Source organism: Flavobacterium sp. (assembly GCF_031422135.1).
Classification (GTDB): domain Bacteria; phylum Bacteroidota; class Bacteroidia; order Flavobacteriales; family Flavobacteriaceae; genus Flavobacterium.
The window spans coordinates 48388-68849 of the sequence record NZ_JANOQD010000033.1 but is presented as its reverse complement, the minus strand read 5'-3'; the positions used below and the strand labels follow the sequence as shown (position 1 = coordinate 68849).

Here is a 20462-nt window from a genome sequence, read left to right as displayed (position 1 = left end):
TTAGAAATTAATATCTAATTTGTCCCCACTTGCTAGAGTTCGTTGGAGACAGTCGGTTTAAATCATCAATCACATCAGTAATATCCATTTTAGGTCCATCTGTAAAAATACTTAAAATTTCATCGGACTTTGCATCAAAAAAAACTCTTGTCAAATAAGCATTTGGTCTCACTTTTGCCATTTCAGACAATGTTTTAACGGCTGTTTTTACATTTGACTTTGCATTTGACACATCATCACTCATCAAATCTAAAGCATTAAAATGATACTCGTACATTGCTTTTCTAAAAGAAGTATACGCAGGTGATAACATATCGTTTATCAAAAAATACCTGTTTTGAGTTCCTTCTGTTTGATTCCAGCCTTTTGATTGGCTTTGTTGTGCTATGGACACTATGTTTTGTGCTATTTCTAGAGATTTCGAACCTCCATTCAACGAAAAAGTGTCGGCATCAATCCCAACAATGATATTAGAATAAAAAGCAAGTATCGAAATTAAATTGGAATCAAATGAATTTGGATCGTAATTCAAATTTTGAAATTCAGTATAAGTAAAGGCAATATCTTTGTCGTTGACATTCAAAATTGGAGAGGAATATGTCGAATTAAAAATAGGTCTTGAGGCTTGTACTTGAAGTGTTCCTGTAAACTGATCTACGCTATAGGTGTTTATCGTAAAAAAAAAGGAACATTGAATTTTCTCTACCCCTTTGTATGGTTTTGACGACCATTTTGTATTGTTTACAAACTCTGTTAATGATTTTTGAAGCGTTTTAAAAATTTGCTGATTGGTCGCTCCTACTCTATCTATATTAAAATCTACTGAGCAATTTAGTTCTTGAGCTTGCAAAAACCCAAAAAACAACAGTGAGAAACTAATCATTAATTTACGCATAGTGAGAAATAATTTTATTAATAATATCAAGAGCTACCGCTTCTTTAGATTTTAATTTTTGCGGTTCAATTTTGAAATTTTTGTCAATAAATGTAACTTTATTTGTTGACTTTCCAAAACCAGCTCCTTCATCATTTAATGAATTAAGAACAATCAAATCTAGGTTTTTTTTCTGGATTTTCAATTTTGCATTTTCAATTTCATTTTCGGTTTCTAAAGCAAAACCTATTAAAAACTGATTTTTTTTGATGTCTCCTAATGATGATAATATGTCTTTGGTTTTTTCTAGTTCAATATTTAACGTAGTTTCGCTCTTTTTTATTTTCTGTTGTGCAATATTTATAGGTCTATAATCCGCTACAGCAGCAGCTGCAATTGCTACATCAACATTTTCAAAATGATTATGACAAGCATTGTACATTTCGAGTGCAGAAACCACACGTACTATATGAATATTTGAATTTTTGACCTCTAAATGTGTAGGACCGGTAATCAATGTAACTTGCGCTCCAAGCTTTTCAGCTGCAAGAGCAATATCGAATCCCATTTTTCCAGAAGAATGATTTCCTATAAAACGAACGGGGTCAATTGCCTCGTAAGTTGGTCCTGCGGTAATGAGTATTTTTTTTCCTTTTAAGGGTAGTTTACTAGCGATATCTTTTTCAAGAAAAGCAACAATATTTTCGGGTTCTGCCATACGTCCTTCTCCCGAAAGTCCACTAGCTAATTCGCCATCTTCGGCAGGAATTATGGTGTTTCCAAATTTAGAAAAAGCCTGAAAATTAGTAGTCGTTGATGGGTGCTTGTACATATCCAAGTCCATTGCTGGAGCAATATATACTGGGCATTTTGCAGATAAATAGGTAGCAATAAGAAGATTATCACAATTACCATTCACCATTTTTGACATTGTGTTTGCGGTTGCGGGAGCAATAACAATATAATCAGCCCAAAGCGCTAAATCAACGTGATTGTTCCAAACCGCATTCTCGTCTTCTTCATTAAAAAAGGTAGAAAATACTGGATTTTTGGATAATGTAGAAAGGGTTAATGGCGTTACAAAATCCTTAGAAGCAGGAGTCATTATCACTTGGACATGTGCTCCTGCTTTTATAAATAGCCTTACTAGAAATGCCGTTTTATATGCGGCAATTCCACCAGAAACTCCTAGTATTATTTTTTTACCGCTTAAAACAGACATTGCTATTTTATTTTGATGATTTGTAATAAATTTTACCATCCATCCATTCTTCTACGGCTAGTGCGTGAGATTTTGGAAGTTTTTCATAAAATTTAGACACTTCAATTTGCTCTTTGTTTTCAAAAACCTCTTCTAAACTATCATTGTAAGTAGCAAACTCTTCTAATTTTTCAATTAATTCTTTTTTAATTTCAGCATTAATTTGGTTTGCTCTTTTAGCCATTATGGTAATCGCTTCATACACATTTCCTGTTGGCTCTTCAATTACATTTTTGTTGTAAGTGACTGTGTTTACTGGAGCTGTTGTCTTTTTTAAATCCATGACTTTTATTTAATTTGAAATTGTTGTAAATCGGTATCTATTCGAACTAACATTTTGTCAGCCGTATCTTTAAATTCTGTATTTGGGCTAAATTTGATTAGTGATTCATAAGCAGTTTTAGCTGAATTTAATCTTTCTTCTTTTTTAGTTTGAATACTATTAATCGCTAATTGATAGCTAGCATTTAATTTGTAAAACAATGCTTTTTCTTTATATGGTGTTCCAGGGTAATCTGATATGAAATTATCTAGCGCTTTTATGGCTGGTTTAAAATCAGAGATTGTATTGTATTGTTTTGCTGTTTCGAAAGCTTTTTTTTCTAATTTTTCTCTTAATTCTTTAACCAATATATTCGCTTCAGGCAAAAATTCCGATTTTGGGTAAGTGTTTATAAAACTTTGTAATTTAGTAATTGCTTTATCAGTATCTACTTGATCTAGTGAATATACAGGAGATAATTTTGAATAGGATTTTGCCGCTAGAAAAGCTGCTTCTTGCGCTTTTTCACTTTTAGGATACAAGGCATTAAAACTATCAAACTGATATCCTGCTAAATAAAATTGATTTGATTTATATAATGATTGAGAATACAAATAAAACATTTTTTCGGCTTGAGGTTTTCCTCTAAATACTGGAGTTAACTGTTCAAAAAGACGAATTGCTTTTTCATATTTACCTTTTTCATATAGTTTTTCACCTACACTAAACTTGGTGGCGATGTCTTCTGTTTTTAATGCACTTTGAAATTCACTACAAGAAGAGAAAATTAAAATGACAAAGAATGCGTATAGTATTTTGTTCATAATTTTATAAAAAACTTCGATTTTATTGCTTTTTTTAGCTTTCAAAACGAAATGCAAATTTAGTTAATAATTCGTATATTCAAAACTTTATTTTTAATCTTAATTTAAGAAAGATTTTTTGTAAATGAATTCAGTCTTTTTGCCAAGTCATCATTCACATTAACCAATGGCAAACGTACTGTATTTTCAGATAAATTTAATGTTTTAAATATTTCTTTAACACCAGCTGGATTTCCTTGCTCAAAAATCATATCAATACTGTCCATTAATTTATAATGTAAAGCATAGGCTTCATCTACTTTTTTATTTAAGCCAAGTCGTACCATTTGAGAAAATTCTTTAGGATAACCTTCACCTATAACTGATATTACTCCTGATCCACCAGCCAAAACCATTGGAAGTGTAATCATATCATCACCTGAAATAACAAGGAAATCTTTTGGTTTGTGTTGAATTAATTTCATTGCTTGAACAATATCTCCAGCTGCTTCTTTAATTCCTATTACGTTTTTAAAATCATTTGCCAACCTCATTACGGTCTCAGGAGTCATATTACTTGCTGTTCTGCCTGGCACATTATATAAAATTACTGGAATGGGTGATGCCTCGGAAACCGCTTTAAAATGCTGATAAATACCTTCTTGTGTAGGTTTGTTATAATAAGGAGAAACGGATAAAATCGCTGTGAATTGTGAAAAATTTCTCGTTTTTAGTTCTTGCACTACCTTTTGAGTATTGTTTCCACCAACTCCAAGCACAAGAGGTAATCTTCCTTTATTGGCTTCGATAACAGTTGTAATTACTAGTTCTTTTTCATCTTGACTCAAGGTGGCCGATTCGCCTGTTGTTCCTAAAACTACTAAATATTCTACACCACCATCTGTGACATAATTTACAATTTTTTTTAGTGCTTCAGTGTCAACAGAAAAATCTTTTTTAAATGGTGTCACTAGTGCAACTCCTGTCCCAATAAATGCTTGCATTGTTATATTTTTTTTAAAATTTTTAAATATTTAAATAGCTCTTGTGTAAATACGACATAGTTTTCGGCAACTGTATTTATCATTAAATGATTTAATCGTTTGTCAACATTATACATTCCAACTTTAAATATCGCTTTTGAATTGTGAGTTACAAGTAACAATGGTGTTTTTTCCACATCATAGTAACTTATTAACATATCAAAAGGGGTTTTTATGAATTCATTAACAAAATCAGCATCAAAATTTCCATTCCATTGCATGTTTTTATAACTAAATGTTGGATTATTTACAACATCTGTTTTCTTTATTTTGTCCTTATAAATTATGATTTTTATACTATTCCTTTGAATGCCTTTATTCACAATTTCTTGTGTAAACTGCTCAATATCTTTGAAATAACTCTCGTCAATTAGTATACCTACTGACTGAATTGGACTAGCTGATATGGTTGGTTTTACGTTATGAATGCTTCTTTTTAATATTTTTTTTACAGATATTTCTTTTATATACTTTATAAACATATTACTTTTACATATTAATCTTTAAAAACAAATTTAATCAATAAAGATTCAATTGCCATGGTAAATGTAAAAAAGTATAACCTTGTTTTAAAATATTTTGTTTTAATTTTAACTTTATTAGTGTCTGGAATTAATTGTTCCGCTCAGTTTAGTGTTACACAAATTGAAGGAAAACAGATAAATGTAAATGAAAAAGCAAATTCTCTTGCTGAATATAATGTCTATATTGCTCCGTATAGAAATAGAATTAATGATGATTTAGATAATGTATTGGCTATTTGCCCAGAAACTTTAGATAAAAGTAAGGGGAAATGGCAAACTACAATTGGCGATTTACTTGCTGATATTACCCTGTTGAAAGCCAATCCCGTTTTTAAGAAACGTGAAAATCTTGATATCGATATATGCATTTTAAATCACGGCGGTATTCGATCTATTCTCCCTGTAGGAAATGTAACAACAAGAACCGCTTTTGAAATAATGCCTTTTGAAAACACAACGATTGTTGTAGCGCTCAAGGGAGAACAAATAGCAGAATTTGCTACTTATTTTGTAGCTGGAAAAAAACCGCACCCAATAGCTGGTATAACATTTACTATTGACAATCAAAATAAAGTTAAGGATATAAAGGTTAATAATTCTCCTTTAGATTTAGGTAAAACGTATCACGTAATCACATCCGATTATTTATCAAACGGTGGAGATAATATGGAGTTTTTTAAAAAAGGATTAAAATTATATGATTTAAACTATAAACTTCGAAACATATTGATTGATTATTTTAAGGATGTTGATATCATACCTGTGTCAAAAATTGTTAAAGTAACCACTGAAGAGAGTGCTGAAAAATAATTTTTAAAAGTAAATAAAAAATAAAAAAACAACTGCCTATTCCAATAGCAGTAAAAAAATATAAAGATGAAAAGAAGAGATTTTATTCAAAAAACAGCAGCAACTACAACGGCATTAACACTTGGCGGATTGTCATTGAGCAGTTTTGAAACTAATAAAGTAAAAAAAATCACCATTCTGCATACCAATGATGTTCACAGTCATATAGATCCTTTTCCAGCAACTGATCCAAGAAATCCAAATCAAGGAGGAGTAGCACGTCGTGCAGCGATAATCAATAAAATTCGTTCCGAAGAAGAAAACGTTTTGCTTTTAGACGCTGGAGATATTTTTCAAGGAACTCCTTATTTTAACTATTATGGAGGAGAATTAGAATTCAAGTTAATGAGTATGATGCAATACGATTTAGCAACAATTGGCAATCATGATTTTGATAATGGAGTTGAAGGATTATTAGCCCAAATGCCACATGCCAATTTTGAATTTGTATCTGCTAACTATGATTTTAAAAATACAGTTCTAGACACTTTTGTAAAACCATATAAAATTATAAAAAAAGGAGGTCTGAAAATTGGAGTTTTTGGTCTGGGAATAGAGCTTAAAGGACTTGTAGACGCAAAATTATATAAAGAAACCAAACACAAAAACCCTGTAGAAGTGGCTCAAGATATGTCACGTATCTTAAAAGAAGAAATGAAATGTGATCTAGTAATATGTTTATCTCATATAGGATTTGAATATAAAAATAATCCTGAAAGAGACAGTGATATTACGTTAGCAAGGAAAACTAAAAATATAGATTTGATAATAGGTGGACATACCCATACCTTTCTTGACAAGCCCGTTGTTGAAAAAAATAGTGAAGGAATAGAAGTTTTGATTAATCAAGTGGGGTGTTATGGAATTAATTTAGGAAGAATTGATTTTTATTTAGATTCTAATAAAGACATAAAATCAAGCGGTAGAAAAATTACTATCTAATTCTTCTGATAATATTATAAATTTATAGAGTGAATATTGCGCAAAACCATAAAGTAGCATAGCTATTGGTTGGAAAATAAATATGGACAAATAATATATTTTAAGCACTAAAATAAATTGTATCATAGAAAACAACAGACAACTAACTAACAGCCAGTAATTTCGCTTTTTGTCATCCACCATATAATTAGCCAGTGCAAAACCACTTAGGAATATTATTAAAATTACTTGTACAAAATACATATACAAAACATCTCCAAGCTCGTTAAAAGTTAAACTTGTAATGTAACCAAAAATTATTGCAAATGGAATGCATCCTAAAAAAATAGGAAAATAATTTTTAATATTCACAGTCCTCACAACTAGATAAATTATTAAAACTCTATATACTGCATAGAAAAATGAACCGAGCATTATGGAGTTAAAATCTTTAGAGATGAATAAAATATTGGCTAAAAACGCAAAAAAAAGTGAGGTTATAAAATAGGAATTTTTGACTTTAGATGATTTAAAATATATAATCACTAAAACTGGAATCAACAACGGTTTTAATAAATAGATAAAAAAATTATATCTAAAAAATTCAGCCATCACTTCCGAAAAAGAAACTATAAAAAATAATATCGTTAAAAATCGAATTTCATTTTCATTATATATTTTACATTTTGTGCTTTTCATTGATTTCTTAATTGGATAAAACTTGTAGCAAAATATGTTTAAAGGTTACTAAAGGTGATTTTAATTATCATTTTTCATTTTAAATCAATATTTAAAATGCTTTTTTTTATAAAATAAAAAGTATTTGACTAAAAAATACAAAGAAATAACATTACTCAAAATACTTGTATATCTAAAAAAAATAAAATCATAATAGTAATAATATAGGATATAAAATAAATCGCAAACAATAAAACAAAAAGTTGTAAGAATCGAGTAAAAATTACCTTTATTATTTAACATCAAATATTTAACTGTATTTACAATTGCTAATAAACCTAAAATTACAGCGTAAATGATAACCAAAATATACAATTCAAAACTAGATCCAAATACCAAAAAAACAGCAACATAAATCAAACTACTTATAAAAAGTGTCATTATAAAAATAAATACAATACTAATTCTATCTATCAAGTTAAATTTTATTTCCAGTAAACTTCTAACGCTAAAACTTAATAGCATAGTATAAGCCAGCATATTAATTAAAATAATATAAAATAGAACAAATTCGTCTTCAAAAATATTTAAAATTCCAGTAATCAATAATAAAATAATAACCACTGAGAACCATACATTGGTTTTAGCACGGGCTTCTTGCCAATAGTAAAACAACATCGACGAAGCAATCATAGGTTTAAAAAACAATGCCATATTTTCACTTTCAAAAAAGATAGATAACAAGTATAAAAAACTTGCTACAAAATAAAGTGATATGGCTGGGGAACTTTGCTTCATTTTATAAATTTATGAAAATTTATTTTCTTCTTTTTGAATAATAAATAAATAGAACAGAAAAAAACCTGAAAAATGCAAAACTCTTTCTAATAAATTTAGATAAAAATCATCTAATAAGTAGAAATTTACAGCCGAAATCACATCTGAAAAAAAAATACAAAAAACACCAAAAAAATAGTAAACCGTTTTTCTATTAAATATTTCTTGAAGTAAAATGAAGGCTGTAACAACTAAGAAAATAGCGGAAAGTGCATTCAAAACTATTATGGTATTTAAATAAAAATCTATTTCAGAATCAAAAATTATTTTTAAAATAAAAACCAATAAAACGGTAAGTAATAAAAAAATAAAAAAAGAGTACAACTTTATTTCCTTAATCAAATTGACAAATTTTATATATGGGTAGGCGAGATTAATAAGAGATAAATAACTAAAAAAGTAAAACAAAAGTCCAAATTTATACATAATAGGTGACTGTTCCATAAATAAGATTCCAATTTCTCCTGCATAAAAAAAGAAAACAAAAATTAAATAATGAGAGTTTAACCGTTCTTTAAAAGCACAAAAAGCATAACAAATGAAGGCCGGAATTATAACTGGTTTTATATAGACAACGTATTTTGTATCATACAAAATGGAAGCGCTAAAGTAAATTAGCACAAATAATATTGAAATTCCTAAAAATACGTTTTTAAGCATTCGTTACTTTTATGAGTTGTTGAAATTCAACTTCAGAGATTATAGAAATATTTAATTGGCTCGCTTTTTCTAGCTTTGCTGGCCCCATATTCTCACCAGCTACAACATAATCTGTTTTAGCAGAAATCGAACTCCCTACTTTCCCCCCATTGTCTTCAATGGCTTTTTTTAACTCCTCTCGGGAATAAATCGAAAAAACTCCAGATACAACAAATGTTTTCCCAACTAATTTATCCGTAGCATTAGGATTTATTGTTTCTAGAATTTCAAACTGAATTCCAAACGATTTCAACCTTTCAATGGCATTTTTGTTTTCTTGATTTTCAAAAAATTCCACAACACTTTTTGCAATTCGCTCCCCAATTTCATCAACCAGAATTAATTCGTCCACATTTGCAACACTTAATGCATCAATGTTTTTGTAATGTTTGGCTAGTTTTTTAGCTACCGTTTCACCCACAAAACGAATTCCTAGCGCAAAAAGTACATTTTCAAAAGGGATTTTTTTAGATTCTAAAACACCGTTTACTAAATTTTCAGCCGATTTTTGTGCCATTCTTTCCAATGGCAAAATTTGCTCTACTGTTAACTCATACAAATCGGCATAGTTATGAACCAATCCGTTATGGAAAAGCAACGCAACAGTTTCTCCACCCAAACCTTCAATATCCATAGCCTTTCTAGAAATATAATGCTGAATCCGTCCTATAATTTGTGGCGGACAACCATAAAAATTTGGGCAATAATGATTGGCTTCGCCTTCTGTTCTTACTAATGCTGTTTGGCATTCTGGACAATGCGTTATATATTCCGTTGGTTGTGTAGCTTCAGGTCGTTTGCTTAAATCAACAGCAATAATCTTGGGAATTATTTCTCCTCCTTTTTCTACAAAAACTTCATCGTTAATACGAATATCCAGTTTTTCAATTTGATCTGCATTGTGCAAAGAGGCTCTTTTTACAATAGTTCCAGCCAGTTGCACTGGTTCAAGATTGGCCACTGGCGTGATTGCTCCAGTTCGTCCTACTTGATACGAAATCGAATTTAATCGAGTCGAAACTTGTTCCGATTTAAACTTGTAAGCAATTGCCCAACGAGGTGATTTCGATGTATAACCAAGTTCATCTTGATATTGAAAACTATTAACTTTAACGACAACACCATCGGTTTCATAAGGCAAATTATGTCTATGCGTATCCCAATAATTGATAAATTCAAAAACCTCGTCTAAATTTCTAGTTAATTTGGTTTGAGTTGGTGCTTTAAAACCCCAATTCCTAGCAGTCTCTAGTCCTTCGATTTGTGACTTAAAGGGTAAATTATCTCCAATTAAGAAATACAACAAACAATCCAAAGGACGTTTGGCAACTTCACAACTATCTTGCAATTTCAAGCTTCCTGAAGCGGTATTTCTTGGGTTAGAATAAGGTGTTTCGCCAATTTCAATTAAATCTTGGTTCATTTTCTCGAAACCTGCAAAAGGTAAAATAATTTCACCTCGAATATCAAATTTGTCAGGAAAATTCCCTTTTAATTGCAACGGAATCGATTTTATGGTTTTTATGTTATTCGTAACATCATCTCCTTGAAAACCATCGCCACGAGTTATTGCCTGTTTCAGTTTCCCGTTTTCGTATGTTATTGAAATCGAGGCTCCATCGTATTTTAGCTCACAGGTGTATTCTAATGAAACATTTCCTAATACTTTTTGAATACGGTTTTCCCAATCTAACAAATCCTCTTTGGAATAAGAGTTATCCAACGAATACATTCGGTATTTGTGTTTTACCGTTTTAAAATTTTTAGTAATACTCCCTCCTACTCGTTGTGAAGGTGAATTCTCGTCAAAATATTCAGGATATTTAGCTTCTAACTCTTGAAGTTGCTTTAATTTTTGATCAAACTCATAATCAGAAATTGTGGCATTATCGAGTACATAATAGTTGTGATTGTGCTGGTTTAATTCGTCACGGAGAGATTTTATAAGTTGACTTTCGTCCATATTCCAAAAAAATATAATTATTGAATTAAAATCTAAAATTACAATTTTTTATTTAGAAATGCTCTTAAAAAATTTGTATGAATTTTACAAATTAATTATATCATTTATTTGATTAAATAATTTGCCATCACTCAAGATTGAGCCTTGCTGAATCAATTCGAAGATAGAAAAATTTCGCTCTTCTGTAAATTCTTTTTTACCAACCTTCATTTCAATAGTTGAAGTAAACATATTATCACTCAACCATTGTAATCCTTCTTTAGAAAGAAAATTAGTTTCAGGAACCAAAGACTTCAATACAATTGATTGAATATAGGTTGGAAAACATTGAAACAAAAAAATATGATTTTTAGAAAAGTGCTCTAAATACTGTGCTCTTGACAAAACACCTTCCCAAATTAAATCTGAAAAAACGTCCAATTCTTGTTCTGCCACTTCAGGCGTTTCTAGTTTAATCTTGTCCCATTCCGCTTTATCGATGGATTGAGTTGCTAAAAAATTGATGAATTCTGGATGCAATTCTTCAAACTGTTCTTTAGTTAATCTGTCGTATTTCATTTTAAATATTAGATTTTAGATATTTGATTTTAGATTTAAAAATGATGTAAAAAAAAGCCTTCTTTATTAAAGAAGGCTAATTTAGATTTTTTCAATTGTATTAGAAAATATAACGTACTCCAAATTGTGCTTGCCATCTTGAAGCTAAACTTGCATCATAAGAGAAAGTTTTATTTTGAGTACCATTGAAAGTATATGTTGGAGTGGCTCCAACAACGGAAACACCAATTGGCTGTACACTTGTAGGAACTTGAACTAATCCCCATTTTGAATTTAGTAAGTTTCCAAAATTTAATACATCTATACTTAATTGAATCGTATTCTTTTTGTCAGATCCAGAAGAAACCTTAAAGTTATAATCTTGCATTACTTTAATATCCCATTTTCCTCTTATAGGTGATAATGCACCATATCTTGAAGCATATTGACCTCTATTAGCACTTAAGTATTCGTCTTGATCTATATATTGGTTAAACGCTACACCTTGACCAGGTCCAGAAAAACTCATTACACTAACTTCTTCCGTAGTAGGAATGTATATCAAATCGTTCACTCCAGAGCCATCATTATTTATATCTCCAGCATAGGTATAACTAAAACGACCACCACGAGCATATTCACCAAATGTTGATAAGGTTGTAGCCCATTTATCATTACCATATTTGAATTTTTTTGATAAAACAACAATCAATCTATTAGTATCACCATATTTTGAATTGGACAATACCGCTTGATTTACATTTCCTAAAGCTGGATTAAATGCAAATGCATCTCCTGTAATTTCTGCTTCGATTGAATTTACGTCTTGTGCAGCAAGAAAATTATAAGCTACACTTGCAAAAAGTCCATTTTCGAATGATTTTTGCAATTTAATAGTGGAGTTGAAAGCATTTCCTTTATTAGAATTTGTCATTACATAAGCACTTTTGGTACCTTTATCCGAAGCATTGTAGATTAATCTATTATCAATTCCTGATAATGTCCCAGTTGGCGCTTTTAAACCCCAGTTTTGAACGTGAACTCCATTAATATCTTGATTGTAAGACAAATCTGCAGTTAACACTATATTATTTTCAAATTTATGATCAAATCCTAAACTTGTTCTCCAAACTTGTGGCCATTTAAAATTTTTATCCATAATTTGTAAAAACCCATCATCAGCACCACTTACTTGGTTACCTAACCATACAAATGGTAGCTTCCCTGTAAAAATTCCAGTTCCACCACGAAGTTGAATCGATTTATCACCCAAAGCATCCCAATTGAATCCTAGCCTTGGTGACCATAATAATTTATCAGTTGGCAAAGTTGTAGAAATTAGCTTTTCTGCTTGACCTGTTTGAGGGTTAAAATAGTCAACAGTTTCATCTCTTGTAGTGTGATTGTTAACAAATTTTTTAATTAAATCACTTGTGTTAAAATACAAAGGTTTGTCTGCTCTAACTCCTAAAGTTAATTTAAAATTGCTACTAGCACTTATCTCATCTTGAGCATAAAAAGCTAATTGTCCAACATTAAGTTCTGCAAGTTTCCAACCACCTTTAACACCAACTCCAATTGCATTTAAAGTATTAAACTCTGTTTGGGCATAAGCCAGATTAGCAGCTAATCCAGCCGGATTTGCCGCTTGTGCCAAAAATTCTGCTACACTTGAATACGGTCTGAATGTTCCAAAATAATTAGCTCCTCCACCAAAATTATTATATGAAGTTAAATTAAAAGAGTTATCAAACTGAAATTTTTCAAACGACCCTCCAAAAGTAAATAAATGTCTTCCTAAATTATAATTCAAATTATTTGTTACTTGAATTACTTTTTGATCCAATGTATTGTTGATTGAAAAAGGCTCATGTCCTGCAATAATATAATTGGAACCTGATCCATCTTGAATAGTGATTACTGGTGCTGGAGTAGAAAAAGGTTTTCTAAAATCATCAAAAACGGTATAACCCGCTTGTAATTTATTAGATACTTTTTCGCTAAACTTTGAGTTTAATTCAATCAAACCAGAATACAGATTATTATTAATTTGATATCCAGATTTTTCGAATTGAAGTATTGCAGCATTAGGTCCTCTGAAACCAAGTGCTGATGGATGAGCAGGTTTATCTTTTGATGCATTTAGAAAATTACCTATTACCGATAATTTGTGATTATCATTAATATTCCAATCTATTTTTAAAATTCCTTTTGTAGAATTTGAATCGTGAGTATATCCTTGATAAGCTCCTGTATTATATCCTAGTCCTGCTAAAGCTGAAGATACAGCTATCAAATCAGCTTCTAAAACTCTAGATTCATTTATTCCTTGAATAGCATCTCCATTGTTAGCAATAAAATTTGAACCTAAATCACTTCTCTTATCGATTTCAAAATTGGTAAAGAAAAATAATTTATCTTTAATTATTGAACCTCCTAAACTAAAACCAGCCTGCGTTTGTTGTAATGAAGGAACAAATATTTCTTCCTTATCAATTTTGCTTCCAGTTAATTTTTCATTTCTATAAAAACTATATGCAGTACCACTAAACTGATTAGTACCCGATTTTGTAACCGCATTTATAGAAGCTCCAGTAAATCCAGACAATGTAATATCGTATGGAGCTGTAGCCACTTGAATTTGTTCAATAGCATCTAATGAAATTGGCTGTGCATTGGTTTGTCCTCCAGGAGTTGCTGCATCTAATCCGAAAGGATTGTTAAATACCGCTCCGTTTAACGAGTAATTATTGTATTGGTCATTTCTTCCTCCAAAAGATCCACCGCTTGACGAAGGTTCCAATCGAGTAAAATCTTCCGCAGACCTTGATATTGTTGGTAAAACCGTTAGCTCTCTTCTACCAATTGTAGTTTCTGCACCAGTCCTTCCACCTTGAAATACCTTACTTTTTGAAGCAACAATTTTAACTTCTTCCAGTTTTTGATTTACATCTTTAAGAATAACATCTAAACTATATGGATTTCCAAGTTCAAGATAAACATCGTCAATTTTATTTTCTTGATATCCCATATAGGATACTAAAATAGAATAAGGACCACCTACTCTCATATTGAGCATATTAAATCGTCCATCAAATCCTGTAACAGCTGAATATTTAGATCCAGTTGGGGTATGAATAGCAATAACGTTTGCTCCAGGCAGTGTTTCTAGATTTGTACTTTTAACAACCCCTTTTATACTTGAGGTAGTCGTTTGTGAAATAATAGTATTTATCCCAAAAACAATTAATAGTAAGGATAGTAATTTTTTCATAGTTGTGTTTAATTTTAATTTGGCACAAAATTAATAAAAAAAAATCACTCCGAAGAGTGATTTTAATATATTGTTAAAATAAAATATTAAGCTTGTTCAGCAACAATTTCATACCCTAATTCTACAATTACATCGCGGTGTAAACGAACAGAAGCATTGTATTTTCCAGTTCTTTTAACTATACCTGATGTTATAAATTTTCTATCGATAGATTGACCACCTTTAGCTAATGCTTCAGCAATGTCAATATTAGTAATCGATCCGAATAGTTTTTCACCACCCGCTTTTGCAGCAATTTTAATTTCGATAGCTTTTAAAGCGTCTCCTAATGCTTTTGCATCAGCAACAACTTTAGCTTCTTTGTGCGCTCTTTGTTTTAAATTTTCAGCTAATACTTTTTTAGCTGAAGAAGTTGCCATATGAGCAAATCCTTGTGGTATCAAAAAGTTACGACCGTATCCTGCTTTTACAGATACAATATCGTCTTTAAAACCAACATTCTGTACGTCTTGTTTTAATATAAGTTCCATAATTTTGCTTCTTTATTATTTTAGTAAATCAGCCACATATGGCATTAATGCTAAGTGACGCGCTCTTTTTACAGCTACAGACACTTTTCTTTGGTATTTTAAAGATGTTCCTGTTAAACGACGAGGTAAAATTTTACCTTGCTCGTTAACAAATTTCAATAAGAAATCTGCATCTTTATAATCAATATACTTGATACCAGATTTTTTAAAACGACAATATTTTTTCGTTTTGTTAGTATCAATGTTCAAAGGCGTTAAATATCTAATATCTCCGTCTTTTTTTCCTGAAGCCGATTGTTGTAATGTTGCCATAATGATTACGCTTTAGTTGCTTTTAATTTTGTTCTTCTTCTTTCAGCCCAAGATATTGCATGTTTGTCTAAACTTACTGTTAAGAAACGCATGATGCGCTCGTCACGTCTAAATTCAGTTTCAAAACCAGCTAATACTTCGCCAGCAACTGTGAATTCAAATAAATGGTAGAAACCACTTTTTTTGTTTTGAATTTCGTAGGCCATTTTTTTCAAGCCCCAATCCTCTTTGGATACCATTGTAGCACCTTTTGAAGTTAAAAAATCTTCAAATTTGCTTACTGTTTCCTTTACCTGGGTTTCAGATAAAACGGGATTCAAGATGAAAACAGTTTCATAATGATTCATAATAATTAATTTTATTTGTTAAAAATGTGGGTGCAAAAGTACTCTTTTAATTTAAGAAAACAATATAAACTTTAAAAAAATCGACGAAAGTTATAATTTCTCCGAAAAAATTTGCTTGTTAATTAATTTTTATTACTTTTATGAGCCGAACCTATTAATAATATTATGAAATTGAACTGTATAGTTGTAGATGATAGCTCTATTCAACGCATTTTGGTAACAAAATTAGTTGATGCTCATCCCAATTTATTACTTGTTAATGAATTCTCAAATGCAATTGAAACAAAAAATTGCTTGTCCACAAAAAAGATTGACTTATTATTTCTTGATATTGAAATGCCAATTATTAGTGGTTTTAACCTTCTTGATGGATTAAAAGAAAAACCACAAATCATTTTCATAACTGCAAAAGCAGAGTATGCTGTGAAAGCTTTCGATTACGATGCTACTGATTATTTACAAAAACCTATTACCAAAGAACGTTTTAACGCTGCAATTAAACGTGCAATGGATATGTACCAATTGAGAAGAGATAGTCTTGAAGAGGAAGGGGAACATATTTTTATAAAAAGTAATTTAAAAAAACTTAAAATTTATACTGCAAAAATCAAATGGATTGAAGCTTTCGGAGATTATGTAAAAGTAATAACCGAAGAAGATTCGCATTTGGTATTATCAACAATGAAAGCCTTTGAAAGTGATTTATCAAGTGACAAGTTCATTCGTGTTCATAAATCATTTATTGTAAATATCGACAAAATTGAGAAATTCAATAGCAAATTTGCAGAAATAGGACTTACAAAAATTCCATTAAGCAGAAACAAAAAAGAAAATTTAATAAAAGCTTTAGATTCTTAATAAAAATCTACATTCACATTTACTTTAATAGCACGATATTGCGAAACAGCCTCAAAACTATTTAGAATTTTCTGAATGGTTTTTTTTGTGTTTCCTAACGACTTATTCTGTGGTATTTTAATTAGAATAGTTCTAATATACTCATTTCTAATACGACTTACAGGTGGTTCTTCTGGACCTAAAATTGGGAAATCAAATTGCTGTTGCAAGACTTGAAACAACCACATAGCGCCTTCTTTGAGTTTGTCAAAATCTCGCTGTTTTAGTGTTAATTTGATTAATTTAAAATACGGTGGATACTTATATATTTGTCGTTCGTATAACTGTTCCTTATACATTGCAACAAAATCATTTTGAGTCACTTGTTGTATAATAGTATGATTGGGATTGTAAGTCTGGATAATAACTTTCCCTTTTTTGTCTGATCTTCCCGCCCTACCCGCTACTTGAGTCATCATTTGAAAACTGCGTTCAAAGGCACGAAAATCTGGAAAATAAAGCATCGAATCGGCATTTAATATTCCTACAAGAGAAACATTATCAAAATCCAAGCCTTTGGCGAGCATTTGAGTTCCAACCAAAATATCAATTTCACGATTCTTAAAACTATCAATCAATTTTTCAAAAGCATATTTTCCTCTCGTGGTGTCTTGATCCATTCGAGCAATTTTCTTTTCAGGAAAAAGAGTCTTAAGTTCCATTTCTATTTGTTCGGTTCCAAAACCTTTAGAAATTAAATCAATGCTAGAACAAGCGTGACAACTGTTTGGTTTAGCCATACTATAACCACAATAATGGCAACGAAGTTGGTTTTTGTGTTTATGATAGGTCAAACTCACATCACATTGTGGGCATTGTGGCACGTGACCACAAGTCATACATTCCATAACTGGCGCATAACCACGACGGTTTTGAAAAAGTATGATTTGTTCTTTATTTGATAAGGCTTCGGCAATCGCTTCTACTAAAGTCATACTAAAATGTCCGTTCATTTTCTTACGGAAATAACTGTCTTTCAAATCGACTAATTCGATTTCAGGCAAAACGGCATTTCCAAAACGCTCACTCATTTCAACTAAACCGTATTTGCTATTTTGAGCATTAAAATAGGTTTCAATACTTGGCGTTGCAGAGCCTAACACTACTTTTGCATTGTGAAAACCAGCCAAAACAATGGCTGCATCTCGAGCGTGATAGCGTGGAGCAGGATCGTTTTGTTTGAAGGTTTGCTCGTGTTCTTCATCGACAATAATGAATCCTAAATTTTGAAAGGGTAAGAATAAAGACGAACGGGCTCCAATAACAATTTGGGCTTTTTTAGAAGAATTCAATACCTGATTCCAAACCTCAACACGTTCGTTATTACTATATTTGGAATGAAAAACTGCTACTTTGTTCCCAAAATATTGGGTTAATCGAGAAACTAACTGGGTTGTTAATGCAATTTCTGGTAATAAATACAAAATCTGTTTTTCTTGCGTCAAAAATTGCTCGATTAACTTGATATAAACTTCCGTTTTACCTGATGCGGTAACACCGTGAAGCAGGCAAACTTCTTTTTCAGAGAATACAGATTCGATTTCTTGAAAAGCTTTGGTTTGAAAATCATTGAGCCCAACTTTATTTTTTTCAGAATCCGAAAAGGCAACACGATCTTGTTGAATGAAATATTCCTCAAAAATATTTTTATCGATTAATGCTTTAATAATTGAAGAAGTAGTACCTGAGAAATTAATTAATTCTTTTACAGAAATAGGGCTTTTATTTGAAGCTCTCATCTGGAAATAGGATAATAATATGTCTTTTTGCTTTTGAGCATTCTTTAAAATCAGAAGTAATTCTTGCAATTTCTCGTTGGAATCAAATTCAGAAACCAGCCGAATGTATCGCAGCAGTTTTGGTTTGTACTCCTCAATCATTTCTTCTTGAAGTGAAATAACGTTTTTCTGAAGTAATTTTTGAATGATAGGAAAAACATTTTTCTTGTTCAAAATTGCAACCACTTCATGTATTTTGAGTGAACTTTGCTGATTTAAGGCTTCAACTAGCAAAAACTCATCGTCCGAAAGTTGTGCCTCATCAAAAAACAATCCTTGCTTGTGCGAAATTATAGTTTCGCTTTCTAACAATAATGCTGATGGCAATGCGGAACGAAAAACCTCGCCAATGGAACACATATAATAGGATGCAATCCAATCCCAATGTTTCAACTGGCTTGGGGTTACTATAGGGTTTTCATCAATAATTTGATGAATTTCTTTAGCTTCATACAAAGTGGGTTCGTTGTGGTGTTTGGAATATACTAAACTGGTATAAAATTTACTTTTGCCGAAAGGCACAGCCACGCGAGACCCAATTTGAATAAAATCAAACTCAGCCTCAGAAACTCGATATGTAAAGGTACGAGGAACTGCAAGCGGCAAAATAACTTCTATAAAATAAGACATTGACTCAAATTATTTTACTCGAACCCAAGTTTGAGAACGACCTATAAGTGCAAAACCAATATAACCTCGCACTTCAAGCTTGTCTTTTCCAGAAAGTTTTATAAATGATTTGTAAATTTTCCCGGATTCTGGATCTATGATTTTTCCACCATTGTATTCGTCTCCATCTTTAGTCAAACCTTTAATTATATGGAGTCCAATTAGCGGTTTATCCTTATCAGAACCTGTACATTTTTCGCATTTGAAATTTCTTTTGGACACATCAACTATATCTATAATTTTACCATAGACTTTTCCTGCATTTTCATAAATCTCAATAATCGATTTAGCTTCACCTGTTTTATCATCGATGGTTTTCCATTTTCCAAAAACAGATTGTGCATTGGTTTGCAAACCAATAAGAAATAAAAAAATACATATTCTGTTTTTCATAGTTTTATAATTGAGGGTTTACTTCTGGGTGATGTTTTAATTTGGCAATAGCTGCATCAAGTTCAAAGCCAAGTAGCAGTATCATACAGTTTATCCAAAGATAAAACATCACAATTAATAATGTGCCTATAGAACCATATAATTCATTATACTTTGAAAATTTGACCACCCAAATTCCAAAAAAGTATGATGTTACAATAATTAAAATCGTTGTAAATACTGTTCCAATAGTTATAAATGCTCGTTTTTTAGTTTGCTTGATTCCAAATCTAAAAAGTATGGCTATGGCAAAAATTATTAAGGCTAACACAAAAATATATCTTCCAAATTGTATCAAAGATATTTTATCCGATATTCTACTGGAAAGTACGTCTTGAATGATAGTTTTTTGTATAAAAACCTCAAAGATAATGATGGAAGCCACCGCTACTATTAATATAAAGGATAATAAAAGAGAGATGCAAAGTGCTACAAAATATTGACGAAAATATTTTCTTTTCACTACAATATGCTGGGAAGTTTCAAAACCACTCATTACTGCGTTTACACCATTAGTCATCAAGAAAACCGACAATATAAACCCTGACGAAAGCAACCCTTTGTAACTATTGTGTAAGATATCTTTGATTATGGTTTCAATAGCTTCATAGGTGTTTGGCGGAACAGCATCTGAAACAAAAAATAAGAAATCTTCTTGAAAACCTTCGATTGGAATATACGGTATCAAATTTAAAATAAATAACGCAAACGGAAATAGTGCCATAAAGAAACTCCACGAAATGGCTGCGGCACGATAAGCTAAAGCACCTTGCACAATTCCAGCGATATAAAACTCCAAAAGTTCATATAACGACAATCCTTGCAACCAAGATAGTTTTATGCTTTGCAACACGATGACTATCTGCCTAAGTATCGGAATTTTTTTTAAGGTACTTTCTAGTTGTTGACTCATTTTTATAGTATTCAGTGGTCAGTGTTCAGTCCCGACGGCTATCAATAGTATTACGTATT

At 31.1% G+C, this 20462-nt stretch carries 21 protein-coding genes; 3 read left to right on the top strand and 18 right to left on the bottom strand.

Annotation, left to right across the window (positions count from 1 at the left end; translation table 11 throughout):
• Positions 1 to 7: 7 nt before the first annotated feature.
• From RMO70_RS05650 to RMO70_RS05625, 6 genes are all read right to left on the bottom strand, one after another.
• Positions 8 to 883, bottom strand: a complete 876-nt coding sequence (locus tag RMO70_RS05650) for a DUF4835 family protein (RefSeq protein WP_310555450.1) — start codon at positions 881 to 883, stop codon at positions 8 to 10.
• A 4-nt stretch (positions 884 to 887) separates the two neighbouring features.
• Positions 888 to 2096, bottom strand: coding sequence for a bifunctional phosphopantothenoylcysteine decarboxylase/phosphopantothenate--cysteine ligase CoaBC (gene coaBC / locus RMO70_RS05645; protein WP_310555449.1), 1209 nt, complete (start codon positions 2094 to 2096; stop codon positions 888 to 890).
• 7 nt (positions 2097 to 2103) lie between these two features.
• A complete protein-coding gene (locus RMO70_RS05640) occupies positions 2104 to 2418 on the bottom strand; it encodes a DNA-directed RNA polymerase subunit omega (protein WP_310555448.1) in 315 nt (104 codons plus the stop codon).
• Positions 2419 to 2423: 5 nt separating this feature from the next.
• Entirely contained in the window at positions 2424 to 3221 is a 798-nt protein-coding gene (locus RMO70_RS05635; RefSeq protein ID WP_310555447.1) for an outer membrane protein assembly factor BamD, read from the bottom strand.
• Positions 3222 to 3325: 104 nt separating this feature from the next.
• The gene (dapA, locus tag RMO70_RS05630; protein WP_310555446.1) at positions 3326 to 4204 is read right to left on the bottom strand and encodes a 4-hydroxy-tetrahydrodipicolinate synthase; all 879 of its coding nucleotides are present in this window, start codon (positions 4202 to 4204) and stop codon (positions 3326 to 3328) included.
• A gap of 2 nt (positions 4205 to 4206) precedes the next feature.
• Complete coding sequence (locus tag RMO70_RS05625; RefSeq protein WP_310555445.1) at positions 4207 to 4725, bottom strand: DUF6913 domain-containing protein; 519 nt, start codon at positions 4723 to 4725, stop codon at positions 4207 to 4209.
• Positions 4726 to 4782: 57 nt separating this feature from the next.
• On the opposite strand from RMO70_RS05625, the gene RMO70_RS05620 reads away from it, so the two are divergent.
• Positions 4783 to 5577 (top strand): 5'-nucleotidase, encoded by a 795-nt coding sequence (locus RMO70_RS05620; protein ID WP_310555444.1) that lies wholly within the window; start codon positions 4783 to 4785, stop codon positions 5575 to 5577.
• A 66-nt stretch (positions 5578 to 5643) separates the two neighbouring features.
• On the top strand, positions 5644 to 6558 hold the full coding sequence (locus RMO70_RS05615; RefSeq protein ID WP_310555443.1) for a metallophosphatase: 915 nt from the start codon (positions 5644 to 5646) through the stop codon (positions 6556 to 6558).
• On the opposite strand, the gene RMO70_RS05610 is transcribed toward RMO70_RS05615, so the two are convergent.
• The 9 genes from RMO70_RS05610 to rpsF form a co-directional block, all read right to left on the bottom strand.
• Positions 6532 to 7236 (bottom strand): lysoplasmalogenase family protein, encoded by a 705-nt coding sequence (locus tag RMO70_RS05610; RefSeq protein ID WP_310555442.1) that lies wholly within the window; start codon positions 7234 to 7236, stop codon positions 6532 to 6534. The two genes, RMO70_RS05615 and RMO70_RS05610, sit on opposite strands and share 27 nt — an antisense overlap.
• An 84-nt stretch (positions 7237 to 7320) precedes the next feature.
• Entirely contained in the window at positions 7321 to 8013 is a 693-nt protein-coding gene (locus RMO70_RS05605) for a hypothetical protein (RefSeq protein WP_310555441.1), read from the bottom strand.
• A 9-nt stretch (positions 8014 to 8022) separates the two neighbouring features.
• On the bottom strand, positions 8023 to 8712 hold the full coding sequence (locus tag RMO70_RS05600; RefSeq protein ID WP_310555440.1) for a hypothetical protein: 690 nt from the start codon (positions 8710 to 8712) through the stop codon (positions 8023 to 8025).
• Positions 8705 to 10714, bottom strand: coding sequence for an NAD-dependent DNA ligase LigA (gene ligA, locus RMO70_RS05595; RefSeq protein WP_310555439.1), 2010 nt, complete (start codon positions 10712 to 10714; stop codon positions 8705 to 8707). Before ligA ends, RMO70_RS05600 begins: the two co-directional genes overlap by 8 nt.
• Before the next feature lie 84 nt (positions 10715 to 10798).
• Positions 10799 to 11272: a DUF6495 family protein gene (locus tag RMO70_RS05590; RefSeq protein WP_310555438.1), complete on the bottom strand. Its 474-nt coding sequence runs from the start codon at positions 11270 to 11272 to the stop codon at positions 10799 to 10801.
• 100 nt (positions 11273 to 11372) lie between these two features.
• Positions 11373 to 14525 (bottom strand): TonB-dependent receptor domain-containing protein, encoded by a 3153-nt coding sequence (locus RMO70_RS05585; protein ID WP_310555437.1) that lies wholly within the window; start codon positions 14523 to 14525, stop codon positions 11373 to 11375.
• A gap of 86 nt (positions 14526 to 14611) precedes the next feature.
• On the bottom strand, positions 14612 to 15055 hold the full coding sequence (gene rplI, locus RMO70_RS05580) for a 50S ribosomal protein L9 (protein ID WP_310555436.1): 444 nt from the start codon (positions 15053 to 15055) through the stop codon (positions 14612 to 14614).
• A gap of 15 nt (positions 15056 to 15070) precedes the next feature.
• The gene (gene rpsR / locus RMO70_RS05575) at positions 15071 to 15367 is read right to left on the bottom strand and encodes a 30S ribosomal protein S18 (protein ID WP_309607883.1); all 297 of its coding nucleotides are present in this window, start codon (positions 15365 to 15367) and stop codon (positions 15071 to 15073) included.
• Positions 15368 to 15372: 5 nt separating this feature from the next.
• On the bottom strand, positions 15373 to 15714 hold the full coding sequence (rpsF, locus tag RMO70_RS05570) for a 30S ribosomal protein S6 (RefSeq protein WP_310555435.1): 342 nt from the start codon (positions 15712 to 15714) through the stop codon (positions 15373 to 15375).
• A 165-nt stretch (positions 15715 to 15879) separates the two neighbouring features.
• Here rpsF and RMO70_RS05565 point away from each other — a divergent pair, with 165 nt between their 5' ends.
• Entirely contained in the window at positions 15880 to 16572 is a 693-nt protein-coding gene (locus RMO70_RS05565; RefSeq protein ID WP_310555434.1) for a LytTR family DNA-binding domain-containing protein, read from the top strand.
• Here the strand turns inward: RMO70_RS05565 and priA are convergent.
• Genes priA through RMO70_RS05550 form a run of 3 tightly spaced genes read right to left on the bottom strand, consistent with a single transcriptional unit; the run spans position 16569 to position 20403 of the window.
• Complete coding sequence (gene priA / locus RMO70_RS05560; RefSeq protein ID WP_310555433.1) at positions 16569 to 19019, bottom strand: primosomal protein N'; 2451 nt, start codon at positions 19017 to 19019, stop codon at positions 16569 to 16571. The two genes, RMO70_RS05565 and priA, sit on opposite strands and share 4 nt — an antisense overlap.
• Before the next feature lie 9 nt (positions 19020 to 19028).
• Complete coding sequence (locus tag RMO70_RS05555; protein ID WP_310555432.1) at positions 19029 to 19451, bottom strand: DUF2147 domain-containing protein; 423 nt, start codon at positions 19449 to 19451, stop codon at positions 19029 to 19031.
• 4 nt (positions 19452 to 19455) lie between these two features.
• Positions 19456 to 20403, bottom strand: coding sequence for a YihY/virulence factor BrkB family protein (locus RMO70_RS05550; RefSeq protein ID WP_310555431.1), 948 nt, complete (start codon positions 20401 to 20403; stop codon positions 19456 to 19458).
• Positions 20404 to 20462: the final 59 nt, after the last annotated feature.